Origin of the sequence: Candidatus Methanomassiliicoccus intestinalis Issoire-Mx1, assembly GCF_000404225.1 — an archaeon.
In the GTDB taxonomy this organism is placed as follows: Archaea; Thermoplasmatota; Thermoplasmata; order Methanomassiliicoccales; family Methanomassiliicoccaceae; genus Methanomassiliicoccus_A; species Methanomassiliicoccus_A intestinalis.
Genome location: NC_021353.1, coordinates 1,479,868 through 1,502,549 on the forward strand (window position 1 = coordinate 1,479,868; position 22,682 = coordinate 1,502,549).

General features: G+C 41.0%; 26 protein-coding genes and 2 tRNA genes. 14 read left to right on the forward strand and 14 right to left on the reverse strand.

Annotation, left to right across the window (positions count from 1 at the left end; genetic code table 11):
* Window positions 1–103: 103 nt before the first annotated feature.
* The 4 genes from H729_RS07075 (at window position 104) to H729_RS07090 (ending at window position 1,702) form a co-directional block, all read left to right on the forward strand.
* Window positions 104–346, forward strand: coding sequence for a hypothetical protein (locus tag H729_RS07075; protein ID WP_020449324.1), 243 nt, complete (start codon window positions 104–106; stop codon window positions 344–346).
* A gap of 227 nt (window positions 347–573) precedes the next feature.
* Window positions 574–657: transfer RNA gene (locus H729_RS07080), tRNA-Ser, on the forward strand.
* A 54-nt stretch (window positions 658–711) separates the two neighbouring features.
* Window positions 712–1,503, forward strand: coding sequence for an NAD+ synthase (locus tag H729_RS07085; protein WP_020449325.1), 792 nt, complete (start codon window positions 712–714; stop codon window positions 1,501–1,503).
* Between the two features lie 126 nt (window positions 1,504–1,629).
* A tRNA-Glu gene (locus H729_RS07090) sits at window positions 1,630–1,702 on the forward strand.
* An 88-nt stretch (window positions 1,703–1,790) separates the two neighbouring features.
* Here H729_RS07090 and H729_RS07095 read toward each other — a convergent pair.
* From H729_RS07095 to H729_RS07105, 3 genes are read right to left on the reverse strand one after another with little or no spacing between them, the layout of a single operon-like run.
* Window positions 1,791–2,870, reverse strand: coding sequence for a hypothetical protein (locus H729_RS07095; RefSeq protein ID WP_020449326.1), 1,080 nt, complete (start codon window positions 2,868–2,870; stop codon window positions 1,791–1,793).
* 18 nt (window positions 2,871–2,888) lie between these two features.
* The gene (locus H729_RS07100; protein WP_020449327.1) at window positions 2,889–3,824 is read right to left on the reverse strand and encodes a carbohydrate kinase family protein; all 936 of its coding nucleotides are present in this window, start codon (window positions 3,822–3,824) and stop codon (window positions 2,889–2,891) included.
* Between the two features lie 57 nt (window positions 3,825–3,881).
* On the reverse strand, window positions 3,882–4,286 hold the full coding sequence (locus H729_RS07105) for an archease (RefSeq protein ID WP_048134552.1): 405 nt from the start codon (window positions 4,284–4,286) through the stop codon (window positions 3,882–3,884).
* 72 nt (window positions 4,287–4,358) lie between these two features.
* On the opposite strand from H729_RS07105, the gene H729_RS07110 reads away from it, so the two are divergent.
* Entirely contained in the window at window positions 4,359–5,171 is an 813-nt protein-coding gene (locus tag H729_RS07110; RefSeq protein ID WP_020449329.1) for an aspartate dehydrogenase, read from the forward strand.
* A 55-nt stretch (window positions 5,172–5,226) separates the two neighbouring features.
* Here the strand turns inward: H729_RS07110 and H729_RS07115 are convergent, their stop codons facing one another.
* Window positions 5,227–5,610: a hypothetical protein gene (locus tag H729_RS07115; protein WP_147554411.1), complete on the reverse strand. Its 384-nt coding sequence runs from the start codon at window positions 5,608–5,610 to the stop codon at window positions 5,227–5,229.
* A 107-nt stretch (window positions 5,611–5,717) separates the two neighbouring features.
* Here H729_RS07115 and H729_RS07120 point away from each other — a divergent pair, with 107 nt between their 5' ends.
* A complete protein-coding gene (locus tag H729_RS07120; protein WP_048134037.1) occupies window positions 5,718–6,818 on the forward strand; it encodes a M24 family metallopeptidase in 1,101 nt (366 codons plus the stop codon).
* Here the strand turns inward: H729_RS07120 and H729_RS07125 are convergent.
* The 4 genes from H729_RS07125 to H729_RS07140 form a co-directional block, all read right to left on the reverse strand.
* Window positions 6,815–7,282, reverse strand: coding sequence for a hypothetical protein (locus H729_RS07125; RefSeq protein ID WP_020449332.1), 468 nt, complete (start codon window positions 7,280–7,282; stop codon window positions 6,815–6,817). The genes H729_RS07120 and H729_RS07125 overlap by 4 nt on opposite strands.
* Before the next feature lies 1 nt (window position 7,283).
* Window positions 7,284–7,655, reverse strand: coding sequence for a cyclophilin-like fold protein (locus tag H729_RS07130; RefSeq protein ID WP_020449333.1), 372 nt, complete (start codon window positions 7,653–7,655; stop codon window positions 7,284–7,286).
* Between the two features lie 40 nt (window positions 7,656–7,695).
* The gene (locus H729_RS07135) at window positions 7,696–9,840 is read right to left on the reverse strand and encodes a CDC48 family AAA ATPase (RefSeq protein WP_020449334.1); all 2,145 of its coding nucleotides are present in this window, start codon (window positions 9,838–9,840) and stop codon (window positions 7,696–7,698) included.
* A gap of 81 nt (window positions 9,841–9,921) precedes the next feature.
* Window positions 9,922–10,662, reverse strand: a complete 741-nt coding sequence (locus H729_RS07140; protein WP_020449335.1) for a winged helix-turn-helix domain-containing protein — start codon at window positions 10,660–10,662, stop codon at window positions 9,922–9,924.
* Between the two features lie 68 nt (window positions 10,663–10,730).
* Here H729_RS07140 and H729_RS07145 point away from each other — a divergent pair, with 68 nt between their 5' ends.
* The gene (locus H729_RS07145; RefSeq protein ID WP_020449336.1) at window positions 10,731–11,141 is read left to right on the forward strand and encodes a hypothetical protein; all 411 of its coding nucleotides are present in this window, start codon (window positions 10,731–10,733) and stop codon (window positions 11,139–11,141) included.
* 26 nt (window positions 11,142–11,167) lie between these two features.
* Here the strand turns inward: H729_RS07145 and H729_RS07150 are convergent, their stop codons facing one another.
* A complete protein-coding gene (locus tag H729_RS07150) occupies window positions 11,168–11,614 on the reverse strand; it encodes an Hsp20/alpha crystallin family protein (RefSeq protein WP_020449337.1) in 447 nt (148 codons plus the stop codon).
* A gap of 50 nt (window positions 11,615–11,664) precedes the next feature.
* On the reverse strand, window positions 11,665–12,249 hold the full coding sequence (locus tag H729_RS07155; protein WP_020449338.1) for a TetR/AcrR family transcriptional regulator: 585 nt from the start codon (window positions 12,247–12,249) through the stop codon (window positions 11,665–11,667).
* A 158-nt stretch (window positions 12,250–12,407) separates the two neighbouring features.
* Between H729_RS07155 and H729_RS09540 the strand changes: the two genes are divergently transcribed.
* From H729_RS09540 to H729_RS07175, 4 genes are all read left to right on the forward strand, one after another.
* The gene (locus H729_RS09540) at window positions 12,408–13,223 is read left to right on the forward strand and encodes a fasciclin domain-containing protein (RefSeq protein ID WP_020449339.1); all 816 of its coding nucleotides are present in this window, start codon (window positions 12,408–12,410) and stop codon (window positions 13,221–13,223) included.
* Between the two features lie 91 nt (window positions 13,224–13,314).
* Window positions 13,315–14,676: a Trk system potassium transporter TrkA gene (gene trkA, locus H729_RS07165; protein ID WP_020449340.1), complete on the forward strand. Its 1,362-nt coding sequence runs from the start codon at window positions 13,315–13,317 to the stop codon at window positions 14,674–14,676.
* 10 nt (window positions 14,677–14,686) lie between these two features.
* On the forward strand, window positions 14,687–16,270 hold the full coding sequence (locus H729_RS07170) for a TrkH family potassium uptake protein (RefSeq protein WP_020449341.1): 1,584 nt from the start codon (window positions 14,687–14,689) through the stop codon (window positions 16,268–16,270).
* A 49-nt stretch (window positions 16,271–16,319) separates the two neighbouring features.
* The gene (locus H729_RS07175; RefSeq protein WP_020449342.1) at window positions 16,320–17,171 is read left to right on the forward strand and encodes a HisA/HisF-related TIM barrel protein; all 852 of its coding nucleotides are present in this window, start codon (window positions 16,320–16,322) and stop codon (window positions 17,169–17,171) included.
* On the opposite strand, the gene H729_RS07180 is transcribed toward H729_RS07175, so the two are convergent.
* A complete protein-coding gene (locus H729_RS07180; RefSeq protein WP_020449343.1) occupies window positions 17,168–17,545 on the reverse strand; it encodes a CopG family ribbon-helix-helix protein in 378 nt (125 codons plus the stop codon). The two genes, H729_RS07175 and H729_RS07180, sit on opposite strands and share 4 nt — an antisense overlap.
* Window positions 17,546–17,567: 22 nt before the next feature.
* Window positions 17,568–18,125 (reverse strand): flavodoxin family protein, encoded by a 558-nt coding sequence (locus tag H729_RS07185; protein WP_020449344.1) that lies wholly within the window; start codon window positions 18,123–18,125, stop codon window positions 17,568–17,570.
* A gap of 118 nt (window positions 18,126–18,243) precedes the next feature.
* On the opposite strand from H729_RS07185, the gene H729_RS07190 reads away from it, so the two are divergent.
* The gene (locus H729_RS07190) at window positions 18,244–19,308 is read left to right on the forward strand and encodes an NAD(P)-dependent glycerol-1-phosphate dehydrogenase (protein ID WP_020449345.1); all 1,065 of its coding nucleotides are present in this window, start codon (window positions 18,244–18,246) and stop codon (window positions 19,306–19,308) included.
* A 9-nt stretch (window positions 19,309–19,317) separates the two neighbouring features.
* A complete protein-coding gene (locus H729_RS07195; RefSeq protein WP_020449346.1) occupies window positions 19,318–19,743 on the forward strand; it encodes a UPF0179 family protein in 426 nt (141 codons plus the stop codon).
* Between the two features lie 11 nt (window positions 19,744–19,754).
* On the opposite strand, the gene H729_RS07200 is transcribed toward H729_RS07195, so the two are convergent.
* Window positions 19,755–20,660, reverse strand: a complete 906-nt coding sequence (locus tag H729_RS07200) for a phosphoribosylaminoimidazolesuccinocarboxamide synthase (protein ID WP_020449347.1) — start codon at window positions 20,658–20,660, stop codon at window positions 19,755–19,757.
* A gap of 234 nt (window positions 20,661–20,894) precedes the next feature.
* Here H729_RS07200 and H729_RS07205 point away from each other — a divergent pair, with 234 nt between their 5' ends.
* Complete coding sequence (locus H729_RS07205; RefSeq protein ID WP_020449348.1) at window positions 20,895–21,938, forward strand: GNAT family N-acetyltransferase; 1,044 nt, start codon at window positions 20,895–20,897, stop codon at window positions 21,936–21,938.
* On the opposite strand, the gene H729_RS07210 is transcribed toward H729_RS07205, so the two are convergent.
* A complete protein-coding gene (locus H729_RS07210; protein ID WP_020449349.1) occupies window positions 21,935–22,594 on the reverse strand; it encodes a PIG-L deacetylase family protein in 660 nt (219 codons plus the stop codon). The genes H729_RS07205 and H729_RS07210 overlap by 4 nt on opposite strands.
* Window positions 22,595–22,682: the final 88 nt, after the last annotated feature.

Here is a 22,682-nt window from a genome sequence, read left to right on the forward strand (position 1 = left end):
TACCAAGTTTCACCAGCGTAACCACGCTGATATTCTTGTACTCACGTTATAACTTTGATTTGGGTTACATTTTGCATCGAACGTCAGAACCAAGAGTGCACGCATGATTGCGGAGATCTTAGTCCTCCATGTTTTGTCCAATCGCTTTGGATACGAATACTTCACAGCTGATCTTCCGATCTTGGCTCTGTTCCGTTTCGCAGCGTTGGTTGCTGTTGAACGCAGCTTTCCCTCCAAAGCAGGAGAGGTATATAAAGGTTTCGAAACAAGTCCCGAAGCCTCAATTTTTGCGTTCTCTGAGGGAGTGTACACATATGTTCCCACATGCCTCAGTATTTCCGTCTAAAACACAAGTTGTATTTAAAACCTTCGTACATTTTGAGATGTTTTCTCCACAAAGAGAAAAATATGATATATTAGACAAGGTTTTAAGCAGATTTCTCATGTTTTGTTGGGTCAATAGCACCGGACAATATTAAAAACGATGCGGGCAGAATGTATTTCGCGAATTGTCTATAATATCGACCACATTCACAAAAGCTTTAAATCCCGCATTGTATTGTGAGGAGCTAAGCGGAGGTGGCCCAGCCCGGCAAGGCGTTGGATTGCTAATCCAATGTCCGCAAGGACTCGGGGGTTCAAATCCCTCCCTTCGCGCTTTATTTTTCAATCATCCAAAGAATTGATATTTAACATGAATATCTCTGACTGATGAAACCCCATCTTAAGGAATATGCATATCAATCCATAATCGAATTTATAAAATGCCAGACTGAACAGAAAGATTACGCAGTCATTGGCTTAAGTGGTGGGATTGATTCTGCCGTTGTATCCAAATTATGCTGCGATGCATTGGGACCTGAAAGAGTATTCAATGTTATTATGCCATCTGGTGTTTCTTCAGCAGAGGATATCAATGATGCGCAGGACTTGTGCAATAAGTTTGGTATGAGTTATACAATGATACATCTAGATACAATTACAAATGCATTTACCCAAGTTCTAAATGCCGAAAATCCAATATTAAAAGGAAACATAATGGCACGCAGCCGAATGATTATTCTATACAACTATGCTCACTCTATGAATGGACTGGTAATTGGAACTGGCAATAAAAGTGAACTTTTAACTGGATATTTCACTAAATATGGAGACGGCGGAGTGGACATATCACCTATTGGAGATTTATACAAAACAGAGGTTAGAGAACTTGCAAAATTGATCCATATTCCAGAACATATAATATCAAAATCACCAAGTGCTGGGCTTAGGTTAGGACAGACGGATGAAGAGGATCTAGGGGTTCGTTATTGCGACCTAGATGAAATTCTATATGGCTTTGAACAAATGAAAAGTGCAGATGAGATTCATGACGATACAGGTATCGATATGGATGTAATCGATTCAATATGGGATAGGTACAAATCTTCAACCCATAAAAGAAAGACACCTTTGATTCCAAAACTTGGAATCAGAACAATTGGATGCGATTGGAGAGAGTGATTATAGTCATAAAATGATATTAAATACAAACATATTAAAAATATGATTGATGATTGCAGGTGCAAGAAAGTGAATGTAGGATGATGGAAAGATTAATATATCCTACGCTATTTTGCACCCTATCACGCTCTTGTAGTGTAGCGGCCAATCATGAAGCCCTCTCGAGGCTTCGACTCGGGTTCAAATCCCGACAAGAGCACTATTTTACACATACTATCGCACAATTGTGCACTTAATGTCCAGACCAAATGAGCCCATGTTAAAGACTGCTTGTTGCAGATGAGAGGTTATTGGAGAAACCTCTCATTTAAATCCAGCATAGGTGTTTTATGATTTACATTGGTTACCAGTGGAGCACTAAGCGCACTGGACTTCAAAAGATCATTTATTAGATATTTATTTGCTGGAGACTCACGAATAGCCTCTGTAGACCAGTTTTCCACTAATTCTTCCACGTGTCCTTTACCAGAGCTTTGGAATACATCTGCAAGGAATGAAAGAATTGTAGTGTCTTCAGAAACTACGGCGATGTCCGAACTTATAAGTGTTAATGGTGTAGCATTAAACGCTACTACAAGACCTCCAGCTTCTCTAATCATGTGAGCAAGCAGAGAGTCGGAATCGGATGAGCATACCAGCATGACATCATCAGCATTTAGCGCGGTCTTCCTCCGAATGTCTAAAAATGAAGAGGCTTTTTCTTCCCCACCCAGCGGAGATGAAGACGAAAGCAGCCTGAATGACTGAAGCCCGATCAATTCATCCTCAAAAATTTCATCAAGCCTTGACAGAGTGTTTTTATCTGTTTCAGAAATGTCATCCATTGTGCTTTCATCGGATGGCCTGTTTATGATCGGCATTGATGCAATTTCATCTCCAAGTTTTTTGACAGTTGATTCTTCATCTTTCGATATGTCCCAATAATCCAAATCTAGGCTCATTGAGTAAGTATTTTCGACTGGAATGTCTACTACTTCACATGCTTCGCAAACGTAATGTTCATATAAAGAAGATATCAGGAATGGAAGAGTGATCTCCTGTGCAAATCGCATCGTACGACGAGATCCTGGTGTTAAGTTAAGATTTGTTTTAAAGTACTGTTTTAGAGATGTGTTGGATAGCCCATATGATCTTAAGAATGGCAGAATTAGCCTAAGAGTGTCTTCTTTGCGATATGCGGGTCGTTCCATTGAAATTAATGAAAATGATGCATAGCTGTACAAGACATCATACAATTTAGAGCCATTGGGAATTTTATTCAAGCATAACTCTCTGGTTACATTTTTTGGAAATATCGTGCCTTCTCCACATACTATGAAAAATTTCCAGCCATCATATGATGCATTATCCATTGGTTCAAAATCCATAAAGACCTCTCCAAATAATCATGGTAAAATATTTTTTAGAAACTTCGAATCAGGGTATGACTTCCTGCCATACGAAGTACTGGTTAATGCAGCAACGGTTGCGCCTGCATTACCACATATATTAAGGTCAGATCCCTCAACATACGCCGATAAAAATCCTGCTATGTATGCATCCAGGAAATCTGTATTATCTTTTAAGACTGTCTTTTTGAAAGGCAATGTGTAATTGGAATGCTTAGAAACAATAGTGGCATCGCTATCATTAATGCATACTACAACCCTTGCACCTTCATCAATCATAGCTTTACAGCCATCACTCAGATCTGATGAAGTTAAGAGTTCAAGTTCAGTTTTTGTGACAAAAACAATACGAGCTTTAGATATGAGGTCTCCGAGCTTCTGAAGTCCAAGAGATGCGCATTCAATTCCAGGTGCATAAAATATATAGATTGAATCATCTATGAAATTTAAAAGCTGCTTGTAGGAGTTGACTGGATTTCCAGCCTCGATTGGACCAAGATATATGTAATTCGATGAATTTATGATTGACAGGTCGTCTTCAATAAATGAGAGATAATTGTTTGAATTTGGAAATTTCAGATGGAGAGTTTCTTTTTCATCAAAGACGCGAATAGAAATTCCAGATTCTCCATACCGTCGGACTAATCTAGAATCAACGTCTTTAAAAAAGGATAAGGTCTCTTTTGAATATTTGTCGTTGCCCACAACTCCCAAATATCCCACACGGTACCCCAAACGCGATAGCGCGTATATTGTGTTCGCACTGCTACCACCAATTCCGTGATACAGCGGCGGACAAGCATTTTGAAGTTTTTCTAGGAGTTGATCTGGCTTCGAGGAATCCATGCGAATTTCTTCTAAAGATATGTTTGAATTTTTAGGAAGATCATACATGATTTCATAATACACTGAGCCGACACCGAGCAAATCCATATCTATCCCCACTATGAAAGAGAATATATAATTATCATTTAAAATCCGGATTTTGAACTACACATCGAATAAAACAGTAATTGACGGCTCGTCTAAATCAATATTCATTTTATGGTATGTAACCGCTTTTATTTCTGTTTTCGGATCATGCTTCAATGGATTGTACCGTTCTCCCCTTGATTCGCATCGAAGAGTGCTCTGGCTGAGTGAAATATTGAATTCTGCTGGAACAAAATGTTCAGCATCAAAAAGATACAAGAGTTCTGATAAAAAGTTATAAAGTTTATCATAGAGATTGTCTCCATCCACTGAAAAGCATACCGTTTCTAGAGATTCGACCGTAGATATATCTAGAACAGTATCCAGCATAGCATATGCTGCATTTCCAAAACATTCTTCGATCGAGTTACCGAAGGCTTTTATCAAAACGTCAGCTGTGTGTTCAAGCCGTTCGTACCTCATACGGATTGCACATGCACTGAACATATGAAAATGTTTCCTAAGGATTATATGTAAGTCAAAGGATACAGAGTCATGCGCATACTAATCATCGGCTGCGGTTCGATAGGATCAATACTCGCTGAAACGGTTCATGAGATTCCAGAAGTGGACCGTATTTACATCACAGACCAAAAGAAGGATCTTTCAATTCACCTTATTGAGCGGTTGAATAAAACAAGCTTTGTTAGTTTAGTAGAGATCGATAGCATAATGACTGAAGTAGATCTTGTAGTAGAAGCCGCAAGCCAGACTGCTGCTAAAACATACATACCACAGGTTCTAAGAAAGGGAACTGATGTGATGATGATGAGTGTTGGCGCATTTTCAGATGAAAAATTCAAAGATGAATGCTTTGAATTAGCAAAAAATAATCATGCCAGGATATATGTTCCGTCTGGTGCAGTGTGCGGAACTGATGGAATTCACGCAGCGGCATCAGGTACATTTGATGAAGTCCGCTTGATAACAACTAAGAACCCCAAAAGTCTGAAAGGAGCACCTGGAATAATCGAATCGGGAATTGATCTTGATTCTTTGACTGACTCAACTATTGTGTTTGATGGTACGGCTAAAGATGCAGTCGATAAATTTCCTAAAAACATAAACGTAGCTGCTACTTTATCCCTCCTCGGCATAGGATTTGACAAAACAAGAGTCACAATTATCTGTGATCCTAACACCAATAAAAATTCCCATGTAGTAATTGCTAAAGGTGATTTTGGAGAAATGAGGTGCGAAGTGAATAATGTACCATCACCTATGAATCCAGCCACTAGCTATCTGGCTGCGCTTTCGGCAGCTTCTTCAATCAAAAGAATACTAGGAAATGTCTGGATAGGAATATAATTTTGATGAGGAGGGTGTTTATCACCCATCTACTCATCAATCTCAAGTTTCAGTATCATCTTTTTGACTTTGGTTTTGAAGAACCTTTTGATTTATTGGACTGCTTTGATTGTTGTTTCGAAGGGGCCTTTGCAGCAGCTTTTGGTTTTGGATTAGATTTTGGTTTTGATGAACTTTTAGGCTTATTGGACTGCTGCTTTGAAGGGGCCTTTGCCTGAATGGTCTCGGCTAAGACTATATCCTCCGAGGATTCGTCTACTTCTTCATAATCTAAGAAATCAAGCAATTTATTTTCTAGATCCAGCAACAATTTTGCTGCTTCATCATCCTTATTGTCGTCCATAAGATCCAGAGCTTCTGAAACTATGTCCAACATACTCTCAAGCTCGTCTTCAATGTCTCCAAAAGCTGTGCCTAGTGTAACCATTTCGTTCACCATTTTTAATCCCTCTAAAGTAATTCAGATATATTAAATATCAGTTTTTAAACAAATCATTAAGCAAAATAACAAACACGAAATAGCGGTTATTAATTATAGATCGAGTTATGAAAGAAAGGGTGAATAAGATATTCTCCAAAATGGAGGAAGAATGCGATGCCATTGTTCTAATGAATGGCCAAGAACCAATGCTCGATGCTTCATTTTACTATGCCTGCGGAATAGACTCTGGCCTCTTTGAAGAATGTGTTGCCATACTGCAGCCGGATGGCCGATCTACATTAGTAACATCCCAGCTTGAAGAGAGTGCAGCTAAGAATTCATCTGCAGAGATAATCACATATTCCACTCAAAAAGAAAGAGACGATGCTATTAAGAATGTACTTAAAAAATCAAATAAGATAGGTATAAACAACCGCGGAATCACCTATTCTTCTACGCAGTATCTGAGGAAAATAATAGACAATATTGAATTTATCAATGCTGGAAATGCATTATTAAAAGCCAGGATGATTAAAGATTCGGATGAAATTGAAAAGATACGTTCCGCATGCAAAATAGCATCATCTGTAGCTGACAGTATTCCAGAAGTCTTATCATGCGGTAAAACAGAGTATGAACTGGCTGCAGAGATCGGATATAGAATGCAGAAGATAGGAGCATCTTCTACTTCATTCGATACAATAGCTGCATTTGGAAAAAGTGCTGCTGAACCTCACCATAGTCCAGGGAAATACAAGCTGCAGAAGGAAGACATGGGACTGTTTGATTTCGGATGCAGAGTATCTAGATACTGTTCGGACATCACGAGGACATTTGCACCAGTTGAATGTTCAGACCTTTTCAAAAAAGTATACGAAACTGTACTTAAAGCTCAATATCTAGCTATCGAAAAGATACAGCCAGGAATTTGTTCTGCGGATGTCGATAAAGTAGCAAGAGATCACATTGATTCGATCTCAGAATTCAAAGGAAAAATGATACACTCGTTAGGACATGGACTAGGCCTTGACGTTCATGATGGGGGCTCATTCTCTCCAAAATCGCAGATTATACTTGAAGAAAACATGGTGATGACGGTAGAACCAGGAATATACATACCCGGATGGGGCGGGGTTCGAATTGAAGATGATATACTGGTAACAAAAAATGGATGTGAAGTACTTACACATGCAAAGAAAGAACTCGATGATGTGAAGATAGCTTAAGACAAAATCCAAGGGATGTTTGTCTTAATTATCCCAAATAAAACCTCTCCGCTTTTTCCAGAAAGCAGTGCACCATACGGGAAGTTATTGGCTGGATCCACAAATTGTTCTACCTTTAAGGTGCCGTTTTCTTTTTCTTCAATTCTCATGTATTTTTCCAGTTCCTTATCCCCAAACGGCGTGGGAACTGTTTCCTTTCCAATTCTTATACCATCAAATACTACAGACCATCCAGCTACAATTCCACCTAAGTTTGATAGATCATTATTAGACCATGGAAAGTCCAGTTTTGCAGGATTCATAAATGGGATATCTTTTGGCAAAACGGCTACTTTGAATCCTTTATCAGTGGCAGATATTACCTTTACTGCCAGAACACCTTTTACATCTTTGTCTCCGAGTTTTCCGGTAGCAGAGTAAATGTAATAATCTCCCTTATTGAGTAGATACTTCTTTGAGGCCATATTAAGCAATCCTCACCGTAACTTTAGTACGATCACCAACACTCTCAAGAATTTCTATAGGGCCGTCTACTTTCCCGATCGGAGTTACATCTGAAATTGCAACTGGCTTATCTCCCTTTCCCACAGGAGTTGGACCAAAAAATATGCATAATGCCTGTCCCTCGGGCCAATAAGCAATCTCACCAGGGGTCATAATCCTCCTGCCGTTTTCAAGCCGAGTCTTAACTGGTATCTCAAAATATATCTCTCCACCCCATATGTTAGTGTATGAGGTGAAAGGAGCAGCAAGCCATACTGCATTAGCAGTGTCTGAATCGTTGAGCTCAGCCTCAAACTCAATGTTGCCGATCAGGAAAGATATTCTGTTTCCCATATGCTGCCCCTAATTGAGTAGGGATATTAGCGTTTTGCCTTCACAGATAGTTTTCAGCTTTTCTGTTTGCAGGGTTTAATTTTTCTATAGCAGAGAGGAATGAAGACATTGAAACTTTAGCCTCGTTCAGGCGCTCATCTGATATGTCATCACTCTTGACAAGCTCTCTTACGGCATCCATAATCGCCTCATTAACAACAGCAGACAAATCGGCTCCTGTGTATCCCTCTGTTTTATCCGCAACTGCTGTGAGGTCGACATCATCTGCCAATGGTGTATTTGCGGTCTGTATGGCTAAGATGCTCTTACGGCTCTCTAAATCAGGTAGGCCTATTTCCACCATGCGGTCAAATCTGCCTGGACGCAGTAAAGCTGGATCGATCATGTCTGGACGGTTGGTTGCGGCAATTACTACGACATCCTGAAGTCCTTCAAGACCATCCAGCTCTGTGAGCAGCTGTGAGATCACACGTTCAGTAACGTGTGAATCGTCACCGCTCCCACGAGATGTAGCGATGGAGTCGATTTCATCCATGAATATTACACATGGAGACGCCTGCCTGGCTTTACGGAAAGTTTCTCTCACGGCCTTTTCGGATTCACCCACCCACTTGCTAAGAAACTCCGGACCTTTTATGGAGATGAAGTTTGCTTCAGACTCTGTAGCAACTGCTTTTGCAAGCATGGTCTTACCTGTACCTGGAGGGCCGTACATCAAGATCCCTTTAGGTGGGGCTGCATTCATTTTTCTGAAGACTTTTCCATACTTAAGTGGCCATTCCACAGCTTCTCTCAACTGGCGTTTAGCATCCTCTAACCCGCCGATATCTACCCAGTGGACATTCGGACGCTCAACGAGCACTTCCCTCATGGAAGATGGCTGCATTTCCATAAGCGCGCCCATGAAGTCATCTTCAGAGACTGTGATTTTATTTAGGATCTCAATCGGAATGATATCGTCTTCGAGATTAAGCTCTGGAAGGATTCTGCGAAGAGATCTCATTGCTGCCTCTTTACACAATGCAGAGAGATCAGCTCCCACGTATCCATGAGTAAGATTTGCAAACTTATCAAGATCGATTCCATCTTCTAAAGGCATACCTCTCGTATGAATCTGCAGAATCTCTAGGCGGCCTGCTTTATCTGGAACTCCGATTTCGATCTCACGGTCAAATCTGCCTGGACGCCTAAGAGCGGGATCGAGTGCGTTTGGTCTGTTGGTAGCTCCGATGACTACCACCTTACCGCGGGATTCCAGACCATCCATCAAAGACAGCATCTGGGCTACTACCCTTCTTTCTGTTTCCCCTGTAACTTCTTCACGCTTTGGCGCTATGGAATCAATTTCATCTATGAATATAATGGTCGGCGCATTTTCCTGAGCCTGCTTGAAAATTTCACGAAGATGCTCTTCGCTTTCCCCATGATATTTTGACATGATCTCAGGTCCGCCGATTGTCATGAAATTGGCATTGGTCTCTGATGCTACTGCTTTAGCCAGCAGCGTTTTGCCTGTTCCAGGAGGACCATGCAGAAGGACTCCTTTAGGAGCTTCAATTCCAAGCCTTTCAAATAACTCTGGATGCCTAAGCGGCAGTTCGATCATTTCCCTTACTTTTTTGACTTCGTCGCCTAAACCTCCAATATCTTCGTAGGAAATCCTTGGGACTGACGGTGTCTCGCTCGCTGGCTTTTCACTTATCGTAAATTCGGTGGAGGATTTGACAATTAAGGCATCTGCTACCGGGCTGCAGTTGGTCACGACCAGATCAATGCGTCCTTCTAGAGTGTTGACTTCAACAATATCCCCTTTGACGATTACTCTCCCGTTCAGTATCTGACGGAGGTATTCTTCTCCGCCTACGATTCTTAGAGCTTTGGTAGGCGCTACAGTAATTTTTGTAGCTTCTTTGGCTGAGATTTTGCGAATGGAAATGCGATCGTCAATACCAGTGTCGGCATTTCTCCTTAATGTTCCATCGATCCTTACGATTCCTTTGTTAGTATCTTCGGGTAGTCCTGGCCAAGCTATAGCTGCAGTTCTTTTCTTTCCCTCGATTTGAATTACGTCTCCTGCGGTTATACCTAAAATATCCATTACTGCAGAGTCAATACGTGCTATTCCGCGGCCGGCATCCTTGGAGCGTGCTTCAGCCACCTTCAACACTTTATCATCATTTTTCATATAGTGCCCCCTTATACTTACATCTTAGAGTAGTTAACTTACAGTTGTATAGATGATATAGGTCAGTTCTTCTATAAATACTTAACCTATAACACCCTTCAATTTCTGAACCAGGAAGTTTAGTTCATTCAAGGCCACTGATCCTTTTGTAGTTAATGAGTATAATTTTGTTTTTGTGTCTTTAATAACGTATCCAGAATCTCTGAGGGCATTGAGATGGAACGTTATGTGGCCTGTTGGCATATCGAATTCTCTGCAGAGTCCGGATAGATTTTTGGGACCGCCTGTAAGACTTCTCATAATCCCGATTCGTTTGGCATTGGATAAAGGGGCCAGATAAGTTTCAACTTCTTCTTCTGTAAATATTGCTGTTTGAACCGGCAGACCGGCGCTTGTACCCATCATATTCATTATTCGAAAATAAGTATTCTGAACAGAGTCGATTTTATGCAGCATTTCAACAGTTTTGCGAGAACATTCTTTGTCTTGACATGACTCTGAATTGCAGCAGACGAGATCCTTTGCATCAGAAAGAATGCGTGAAGCTTCTTCGAAATTACCATTTTCAAATTCCTTTGCAGAGCGGTCAACTATAGTTTTCAGAGTAGTTGTACAACTACTGCGCAGTTCACATACGGAAGAGCTTTCAGCATCCCTGCGATCGTTTTCGAAAACTCTCCTTCCTTCGTCTGCAATAACTGGCCTCATGTATTCGGTACATAGATTTTTAAAATCGGAATAACGAAGACTCGCTAATTTATCGCTGAGAGCAGTCATTTCATCCCGCAGTTCCCGGATCTCATTGAGTATCTCATCGGTCATAGGTATAAAATTGTATACATTCTAAATATTTATGTATTACTTCTTCAATTTAGAACGTAGGTGTTAATATGGTATCATTACCGGAAAATGTTATGAAACTCGTAAATGATCCGTCTGCAGTCAAGATTTTAGCTACTGCTGACGCTCAGGGAAATGCGCATGCAATTCAGGTTGGAAGTCTTTCAGCTCCAGATGCAAATACAATCGTATTCGGAGCAGTCCTGATGAAAACCACTGGAAAGAACTTAGAGAACATGAAAGCAAACGGCAAGAAAATGTCCATTCTCGTATCAGGCGGAAAAGAATCATATTCCATCAGCGCCTCCATCAAGGATTATCAGACATCAGGTCCTGTTGTAGATGGAATGAATGAGCACCTTGCTGCAATACACCTTCGTGCAGCAGGCGTCTGGATTGTAGAGCCTGCCGAAGTATTCGACCAGGGTGCCAGTCCGAATGCTGGAAACAAAATCGCATGAAATTAACAGCCGCACTAGCGGCTTATTTATTTTAAATCAATTTTTCTGACACTCATTTCCTTTTTAGGTATATCAATGCGCAGAACTCCATTTACCAATTCAGCCTCAAGGTTGTCTCGATCTGCATCTTCTGGCAGTTCTATTCTCCGATATGCTGTTGAAACACCACGTTCCCTTTTTATGTAACCAGCACTTTTAGTCTCTTCCTCATCGATTCTGGTTGCTTTGATTACAAGTGCATGATCTGAACATTCCAGAGATACGTTTTCTTTAGATATTCCAGGTAAATCTATATTTATAATGTACCCGTCAAAATTATCTATGATATCCACAGCTGGAAAGTGAGGAGCTATCATATTGCCCGCTGACTGAACCATCCCGCCTACCGTGAGTTTAATGCTATCCATTGCTTTTCCAATATCTTCGATAGCATTATTCTGAGGTTTACAACATTTTTGATTTTCGTTGTTCATAATTCACCCAAGATAGTTTTGGGTGGTTCAGATATAGAATGTTTGCCTATTCATTCAACATGAGTGGATGATGATTGGACGAGCATCTTGGAAGCATTCTTCACCCAATTAGATTTTATATCATTCATGCTCACACCTTCTAAAGACTTTGCAAGATTTTCAATAAATGAACTTACCAGATTGCTGTTGACTATTTCCACATTTTCAATCTCGTCAACGATTGACATGGCAACCATCTGAGCCAAGAATGATTTTACAGCAAATCCCATACTTCTCGATGATCTTAGAAAAGCATCTTTTAAAACTTTGTCTTTAGTGGATAGATAAAGAGTATTGAAATAAAGTTCTGGACCCCATGGACTTATGGCAGCTTCGAGACCGTCAAACATTACTTCTAGATAATTATCCATGTTTCCCATAACTGGATCTCTAAAGATCTCTTCCATTTTTCTCTGGCCTTTCTTAAATGATTCATGCAAAATGTCACCAGGAATCTCATAATATTGCAAGATATTATCAATCGAAACTCCAGAACGTTTGGATATATCATTCATGTCAACATTTGATAAGCCCCTCTCGGCAAATAACTCCAATGCTGCATCGACAATAGCTTTTTTTAAATCCCCATTGGACATTGTGTGTCTCCACTACCACAAAGCATGTTGATGTTATTACAGTTTCTACTTTTCAAAAAATGCGGACTAGCAGTGATAAACCGCATTATGCTTGGAGAGATTGCATATAAAATGCAATATGCCTCAATTTTATGGAGCGCAAACATCACTTATTGAGCATGGAAAGAAAGATTTTGAAAACACTTGAAAACAAGGGAGGATTTCAGAGTCTCGCCGATGCTGTAGATTTAAGTGGACTGGAAGAAGAGCTCAATGGCAGCGGACCATTTACGTTATTTGCTCCGACAGATGAAGCATTCGCAAATCTGCCAGCGGGATTGATGGATACTCTGATGATGGACAAGGCCAGGATGGCCGAAGTGATAAAACATCATGTCATTGCAGATCAGATATCTTCCTCGGATGCAATATCTGCCAAAAATGCGATGGCTCTTGATGGGGAAGTTCTTGACTTAGAAACATGCAATGGATTCAAAGTAGGAAACGCTTCAGTTACTGAAGCAGACATTGAATGCCGCAATGGGCTCGTACATGTGATAGATGCTGTGCTGATGCCAAAGGATGTCAAAGGAGATTTGATAGATACGGATGTTCCACAGGGCGGAGATGTGAAGATGGTTCCAAAAGGAGGAATGATGGATAAAGCCATGTCTACCAGCTCTCAGAAAATGCAGGGCATGAAGGATAAAATGAAGGACATGGGAGATAAAACAATGTCTGCTGGATCCTCCAAGATGAACGATATGAAAGATAAAATGCAGAACGCAGTAAGCAATACATCTTCGGCAACATCTTCAAAGATGGATAACATGAAAGATAAGGTTCACGAGAGCATGGGAGATGAAAAATCATCAGCTTCTGATACGAAAGACAATGTCCGTGGCAGCATGGATCAGAAAAATATGTCGTCTGAGTCGCCAAAAATGGGAGAAATGAAAGAGGAGATCCGGAAAAAAACAGATGATAAAAACTAATTACCAATAAATAAGTAGATATCTCTCAAGAGAGGGATATCCTTTTATTGTTCCATGCATACTCCTCAGCTGAAAGTAGGCAGGAACGATCATGAATATCGTCATCATAGGAGCTGGTAATGTTGGATACCTATTGGCACAAATACTTTCAAAACAACATTCAGTGACAGTAGTTGAAAGAGACAAAAAGCGATTCGATTACGTTATCAATTCGTTGAACGTCGGCGGAATCAATGCCAATGGTGCCAGCCCAAGAATTCTTAATCAACTCCTAAATGAAAAAACAGACTTGCTTATGGCAGTTACAGAAAGTGACGAGGCCAATATATTCGCCTGTATGACTGCCAAACGTCTAAACCCCAATGTAACAACGCTTGCTAGAATGAGAGACAGAGAGTATACATTTGGGGACCAGCTGGAAAACTATCTTAGTGTGGACTGCATAATTTCTCCAGAGTATATTGTAGCATCCAAAATGAAAGAAATCGCAATGATGGATAATGCGATTGATTTTGAAGATATTGAAGCTGTTGGATTAAGCCTTGCAAAGTTCCGTATTGGACCGGATAACCGTCACGGTATTCAGGGAATAGCTTTGAAGCACCTTCCACTGCCTAAAAAATGTAAGATCATCATGATCCATCGGATGAGCCAGAAAGGAATGGAAAGCATAGTGCCCACAGATGATGATTATTTTATTGTTGGCGATGAAGCAGTTGTCATTGGAGACCGGGAATCGCTTCGTGAGTTTGATAAGTTCCTCAGCCCCCATAAAAAACATCGCGATATTCTAATGATTGGAGGCAGCATATTGGCAGAATACCTGCTAGAAATGCTGTCCGAAGAAAAGGTCAGTGTCAGACTCATTGAAAAAGACGAGAATCGCTGTCAAGAGCTGTCTAAGATGTTCGATGATGCAATAATCATCAATGACAACGGTACAGATCCACTAGTTCTGCGTAGCCAAGACGCCAAGAATACAGATGTTTTAGTATGCACCACCAATAATGAAGACGGTAACCTGCTGTCCTGCCTTGTAGGAAAGCATCTAGGAGTCAGCAAGACTGTTACAGTATACACTAAGGGAGATTACAGAGATATTTTTAGAATGGCAGGTATCGATGCGGCAATCGGATATTATGGCGTGGTTGCGAACGAAGCCATTCGCCAGACAGTTCCGGAATATGAAGTCTTAATGACCATGGAGAGTACAACGGAAGAGTTTATTGGACTCACTGTAGGGCCACGCTGCCGCATAAAAGACAAAATGCTTATCGAAGCCAATCTGCCAGATAGGACCAACATCGCTCTGATTATAACTGGAACCGATATCATAATACCAGGACCAGAGGCTGTAATCAAAGAAGGAGATACTCTTCTGGTTTACGCTGATAAGATGGATATTCATGCGTTGGAAAAACTGTTTGGAACGACTATACCTATAACACCTTAAGAGGCACTGCATGGAACTGACCAAACCATCCCAAAATAGTCAAATAGCACCAGTTAAGAAAAAATCATTTTTCAAACGACATGGTGTTGACAAATATACTATAACAAAAAAAGTCTCAAGAAGAGAGAATACCGTGCTGTACCTATTTGGGACGCTGGTATTCTATGTGGGCTTGGCATTGATCGTTCCTTTGATCTGCTCATACATCTTCAATGATCCATATGATCCATGGATCATTACCATGCTGATCTGTTTCCTTTTCTCTATTCCACTTCTTATGAGATTCAAATCAGCAGAGCATACACGTTCTACTGAAACTCTGTTTGTAATCACCACATCATGGATTCTCGTTACAATATTCGGTTCACTTCCGTTCATCCTGTCTGGAATGGATGTAATCGATGCACTTTTTGAATCAATGAGCGGATTCACAACGACTGGATCTACAATTATGGGTGGAGGCGGCGTAGCTCCTATTGAAGAATGGTCTAAAAGCATACTGTTGTGGAGAAGCATGATGCAGTGGCTGGGAGGCGCGGGTATAATTATGATATTCGTGACGATCCTACCAATGATGGGGGCCACTGGCCGCAGCCTTGTGACGTTAGAATTGGCAGGAACAGACACTCAGAATATTACACAAAGGATGCAGGAAGAATCAAGAAAATTCCATTACATCTATCTCAGCCTTACGCTGTTGATGATTGTGATGCTCTTATTGACAGGATTGGGCGTCTATGACTCTGCAACTATTGCGCTCTCATCCATATCAACAGGAGGGCTTTCACCGTATTCAGACAGCATATCTCATTTCAACAGCCGGATAGTAGAGTGGATTGTGATTATATTCATGTTCCTGGGTGGTACGAACTTTTTCCTGCAGTTCCGCGCCATGAGCAGAGGCGGGTATAAGGAACTCATCAAAAACTCCGAATTTAGAGCATATGTACTTATCGTCATAATTGCAAGCTTGATTTTATTCGCATTTTTAGGTCCAGAAGTTGCTGGAATGAGCACGTTTGACAGATTTACCGCATCCACGTTTCAGATAATATCTGCCATGACCAGCACAGGATATACCACAATCAGTCTCGGTGGACTTGTAAACATAGCCAGCTTGATTTTAATTATTGCAATGATAATTGGAGGGTCTTCCGGTTCTACTGCAGGTGGTATAAAGATAGTCAGGTTTGTTATACTGCGTAAATTCCTGTCTGCCACATTATATAGAACGATTCACCCCAAGGCAGTAGTCCCCATAAAAATCAATGAAAAAACAGTAGAAGAAAAAACGGTATCTTCCCTTATGGCGCTGTTGGTGTGCTATTTTGGTACGGCAGTAGTGTGCATATTCATACTTATGATGCTGGGAGTAGACACCATGGGTTCTGTGTGTTCTACGATAGCTTCGCTTTCAAATGCAGGATTGGGCATGGGAGATGTGGCCTCATCATACGGAGGACTTCCGGATCTTGCTAAGCTGGTGCTGATGTTTGCAATGTGGGCCGGTCGTCTTGAGTTTATCTCTGTATTCGTCATATTGAGTCCGGTGTTCTGGAAAGAATTCCTAAGATTCCACAAAAGGTACAGCTGAGAGTACGGTTGATTAAAATAGTAACCAAGAGTTAGCTGAAAAGAAGCCAATGGTTGAGTATGTAAAAGTGTGTTCCAACTGCGGGAGCAGAGACATTGAGCCGTCCAGAAATGTAGGGTATGTTCCAGGCCTTACCGGTAACGAACGATACTTCTGCAGATCGTGTGGACAGGAATCCGTTCCGCTTCTTATAGATGAGTCGAAGGTTGAGAATGAAAATAAAGACGGATTCTACAAAGTGGCTATGGTTCCGGTAGATACTGCAAATACTAAACTGGAGAATATTGTATCAGAAATACAGTGGGATGGCAATGAATATGTCACCACTGATAACCAAACAATATTCGAAGAATACAAGAGTACCATACGGAATAACAGATGCTCAAACACAATTATTCTAGACTTGATAGGAATTAAAACCAGACATCCCAATTATAAGATACTGAAAAATATTGTAAAGCCCAAATACAACATCTGGCTGGATATCGGAATACATAATGATGAGGACATATTTGATGCATTTACATTAGATGCAGGCAGAGTGATCTGCAGCAGCATCTGCGTTTCATCAGTACAAGTCTATGAAGAAGCATTCGACTTATCGGATCATATTCTGCCTTGTATCTGTACATGCGGGGATAAAGTTCAATGGAAATCATCCGCTAATGAAACTGATTTGTTCAGAGTAATTGAAAGTCTCAAAAGAATAGGATATGAGGAGATAATCATCATTGATTTAGATTGCCTTGGCAAAAATAAAGGCCCTGACAAATCATATGCATCCAGGATCTCGGAAACATTTTCCGGCATAATCTTCGGCGGTGGAGTACGCGAAGAAGATGTTACAGATCTGAAAAACCTGAAACTCAGGGGAGTAATACTTGATCCAGAGTTTAATTAAAGTATACTTAGATTGATCCTGACATCTTTCTGTGCGGATAAATGATAAAAGAGTTCTTTTATCTCTGAAGAAGAACCATCCAGCACGATCTGTTCCACACACTGCCCATTGACATGAGTGTGCATTGAAGAATGCACAACATCTGAGTAGTTATGGATTATGTCATGAACATGGTGCTTCTTTTTGTCAGAATAGATGATTGTTACGATGCAACTTATATTTTCACCAGAATCTGGAATGCATTTTTTAGTGGAAATAAAACCCCTGATAGCATCACGTATTGCATCAGATCTTGACGAGAAACCAGCATCTTTGGATGCGCTGTCAAATTCCTGCAGCTCCTCTTCCGGGATAGATACACTGATTACCACCATTGTTCCCACTATACCTGATAGATTAATGCAATCGTTCTACAACAAGTTTGCGGCCTGCCGCTCTTGATTCGTCCAATGCGAAGGGTGCATCCAAAATAGAACCTGGCTCTTCAAATCCAGGAAACAGCAGGGATTTACTCTGCTGAAACCCTAATGTCTTAAAGAATATACGAATGGTCTTTTCAGCACAGGCAAAATCCGTGCTCAATCTGGCAGCGACTGAAATGAACAAACCAGCCTTCGAAGTATCCACATCTAGATTCTTGGACCATAAAAACTGACCTCGGTCTACAAAGGTCTTCATCCAAGATGAGATATTTTCAAAATAGATTGGAGAAGCTAAGACCAGCGCATCAGCTTCTTTTATGCAGTCATAAATTTCTGAGATATCATCTTTGATGTGACATGAACCGGCGGTGTCGCATCTGCCGCATCCAAGACATCCCGAATGTACAGAGTTTGCCAAATAGAATTTTTTAACTTCAGCATTTTCAGATCTGGAACCTTCCAATACTGCATCCAGCAGCAAATTTGTGTTTCCATTAACCCGTGGACTTCCAGATATCCCGATTACAAGCATCGCGGTGAAGTATATCTTATGATGATTTACTACTTTCCGACAGGCATATCGTTTAATGTATGGTTGTTAAACTTCACCGAGAAGATACAAATAGACGTCTATAGTTAGGGTGGATTAAATGGATGAAGGTAATTTTTGTAAAGTTCGTTCGATTCTTTTTCCCAGGAATGTACTGATGGGACATGGTGTAATAAAGGACATTCCAGAAATGTGTAAAAACTTCGATCTGTCTGGAACCGCAACAATAATTACAGGTGATAAAACAAAAGACGTTGCAGCAGACTCGATATCCTCACTTCTCAAATCAAGCAATTATAATGTAACTACAATAAGCATAGGGGCTGCAACCAGAGAGAATCTACACAAAACGGTGGATCTGGCAAAAGACAGCCATGCGAATTTTTTAATAGGTGTTGGCGGCGGTTCTAAGATAGACCTCGCGAAAATGGCTGCTAAGGAGTTAGGTATTGAGTTTATCTCCGTACCCACCTCTGCATCTCATGACGGTATAGCATCCGGCAGAGCTTCCATTAAGGGTCCTGACGGGCCAATATCCATGGAAGCAAAGACTCCTCTGGGAGTAGTCGCAGATACGAGCATTATTGTTAAAGCACCGTTCAGGCTGCTTGTAGCCGGCTGCGCAGATGTCATCTCAAACATAACCGCAATCAAAGACTGGGAATATGCTGAAAGACTCCTTGGCGAAGAATTCTCAAGATCTGCATGCGCTATGGCACTTTACACTTCAGAAGCGATCATTGAATCCGCAGATTTAATAAAACCCGGTGTTGAAGAGAGCGTCTGGATCTCTCTGAAGCCAATCATCGTATCGGGAGTTTCAATGGCTGTTGCTGGCTCATCCAGACCAACCAGCGGATCTGAGCATATGTTTTCTCATGCATTAGATATGATCGCTCCCGGCAGAGCCCTCCACGGTGAACAATGCGGAGTAGGCTGTATTATGATGATGTACCTGCACGGGGGGAACTGGATGGCAATAAGAGATGCTCTGATCAAACTAGGGGCGCCCACAACAGCAAGAGAGCTGGGAATAACAAAGGAAGAGCTTCTTGAAGCTCTGACTATGGCTCATAAAATTCGCGATAGATTTACGATACTCGGTCATCAAGGTCTCACGTACGAAGCTGCGGAGAGACTGGCTAAAATCACAAAGGTCATTTGAGGGATTAAAATGGTAGTTGTTACCTTAATCGGAGAAGATTTTGCAGAAGTTGGAAAAACTTTTGTCTTTCGCGGCCCAATAACTGAATGCAGAGACTGCAAATTGAAAGGAATCTGCTTCAATCTAGACGCTGGCTGCCGCTATTGTGTAAAAGAAGTGAGGGATGTTCATCATGAATGCCGCATCCACGAAGGTGGTGTACGCGCAGCAGAAGTTGAGAAACTGAATATTAATGGAGCAGTTCCAAAAAAATATGCGCTTGAAGGGTCTACATTATCATTTAATCCGACTGAATGCAGCCAGATTGGATGTGAAAATTACAGACTTTGTCATCCAACAGGCGTCACCAAAGGAATGCGCTTTAAAATAATCTCTGCCGATGGGGAACTTGACTGTCCCGCAGGGCAGAGGATGGTAAAAGTAATTTTAGAATGAGTTTGTATGTTTCACCGGAAACTTTCTCCGGTGAGACGTTCAAACATTTCAATATACAGATCCTGAACCTTTCTTATCCATTCATTGGGGAGTGCTGGAATATCTGGTTCTGGCTGACCGTTTTTCCTTGCGGCCATTAATTTATCAAAATATCCAGTTTCTCTGTAATATTGTCTTACTGCTTCTTTGGACAGCTCTACGCATTCTCCGGCTGCATATGCATCCTCATCCCACCAGCGGTCCTCATCAGAAGTTCCAAATGTATCAATCAGCATGATGTTGCGCTGAGAATCCATAGCAAACTCTTTCTTTCCGTCTACATGAATGAGCATGCGTTCACCGACTTCAGATGCGATGACATCATCGATTTTTGCTACAAGTTCAAACACTCCATCTAACTCTTTTTCAGTTAAGCCAGATAGTTCCAGAGCTTCTTTCCGCGTAAGAAGCCTGTCAACTTTTTCAAGTTTGGTTGTAGTCTCATAATACGGAGTCGGGAGCTTTTCTCCATATTTAACTTCATGATCTTTTTCAAACCCTAGATCTGAAGCTGTGATCTCACCTGAACGAACTCTGTCAAATAGAGATCCGGCTACATAGTGTCTGGATATGAATTCCAAGGGAATCAGATAATTCACAGTCGAAGTGTTTATTCTGTTTGTATCTTCAATGACTTCAACTCTTTTTACTCTCATGCGGTTCGGAGGAATTAGCTCAGTAAAATGAGTCTTAATACCTGCTTTGCGGCATACTTGGAACCAAAACGCTGCAGTTCTGCAGAGAGTTTCGCCTTTGCCTGGAACATTAGACGGTATAATCTTGTCGAACACAGAGATATTGTCAGTAAAGACAAATTCCAGTGTATCGTTATCTACTTCATAGACTTCCTTTACTTTGCCGGTTCGTAATAAGTTCATCACTAGCGCCCCAAGCGAGGAGATTTATGGCAGTATATGAGGTTTTTGTATAAGCTTGAACAATGCTCTACACATTTCGCAAAAAACATCAGACTAACGCAGTTTAAACTGCAACCTGGATGACGGGAAAATTGAGTTTTGAGTTCAGAACAGGAGCATTAATGGGGTTAGATCTGCAGTCAGTCATGATTCTACGAAAGTATAATGTTGTTAATACTCTAAAAACTTAAGATAATGGCTCTTGAAGCTAAAGAAATTGATTCATTATCAGGTATGCTGGCACTTGAGGAGATATGGAATGAGCTGCTGAAATCAAGCAGAGAGGATTCTTTTTTTCTCTCCATACCATGGTTAAAAACCTGGTGGGATGTTTTTGGGTCTGAGTACAAACTAAAATGCATAACTGTTGAAGAAGACGGAGAGATTGTTGGTGTGGGACCGTTCGCAGTTTCTTCAAGAGGTCGGGCCATTCCCTGGAGGAAGGTTCTGTTTTTAGGAACTGGACCATCAGACAGATGTGGAATTATTGCAAAGAACGGACGAAGCGACATACACATGGCAATATGGAATTACTTGAAATCAACGAATAAATGGGATGTAATCGAACTTCGGGATATGGTATATGCAAACCCAACTTTCACAAATGCAAAGATGGCATTTCCGGAAGCGGAATACGTTACGAGTCTGTCTCCGCATATCGATGTATCACACGGATATCAGGAATATATGGCCAATCTTTCAAAGAATATGAGATACAATATCGGAAGGTCTAAAAGAAAGATTGAAGCAGCCGGCGGCCGATTTACCTCCAGAAAGGGAGATGAAGAGTGCAGAGAAGGAGTGCGGATGCTGCAGGAACTCAGCGATGCCCGCTGGGAAAGTGATAATGTCCTAAAGCTTCCCAATATGATGAAATTTGCTGAAAGGGTTTCCAGAATTCATGGAGAGTCGGGAGGCACAGTATTTCATTCAATAGACATTGACGATACTCCAATAGCCATCGCAATGGGTTTTGAGGATGAGAAACGGTATATGTACTATCTCTCAGGTTTTAATCCAGAGTATGCAAAAATGTCTCCTGGATATGTGCTAATATCTGAAATAATTCAAGAGTGCTGTTCGAATAAGATAAAAGAAGTAGATATGCTGCGGGGCACTGAAGGATATAAGTACAGATTTAATGCGATTGACAGAATGCAATCTACGATGAGAATTGTCAACAAAGGAATGCTGAGGAATGTCGAGTCAAGGTTCAGAGAAGAACAGCTTTCATCTTAAAACATCTTTTTCAGATCTTTACCTGGCATGTAGATAAATGACTCTGCATAGCCCTCTAACCGATTCATTGCTGCTCTGTATTCATTTATTCCCCTTACCATTCTGACATAATCAATATCTTCCATCTGCGTGCCATGCATTCTGATTACACTAAGTTTTTTTTCCATTGTTTCTGAGATGGGTATTACCAGATTAGGCATCAGGGCTCCCCAGACTTCATACATCATCACATTAATCTCATTGTTGTTTTCAAGAAGATCGGCAACGGCATGAAACGCTCTCAAGTGTTCATCGTGATTTTCAAAAGGAGACGGTACCAAAATAGTATCTGGCTGGAACGTAAGGATTTCATCAGAGATCATGTCCTTAAGATCTGCAGCATTAGGAAACGAAGATTTATTCAGTCTGCAGTTTTGGATATCACATTCCCTGATTGCTGCGTTTATTTCAGAGATTCTCTCATCTTGAGTAAAATTACCGCTTTGTATCGATGGATAAAGTGTTCTTAGTTCCGATCCATTGTCGCGAAGTTTAAGTAGTGTGCCCATGCAACCTATCGCATCATCATCGGGATGCGGAGAGATCACCAGAAATCGATTTCCAGGAGGGACTTCCATAACCTTCGGATCCCATGTAGTTCCCTCTAATGAGTCCATTACTCCAAATCGTCTCCTGATCTTTTCAGTTATGAACTTTAGCTCCAATGAAGCACTATGCATACCCACATTGAATATACTGAAAGGT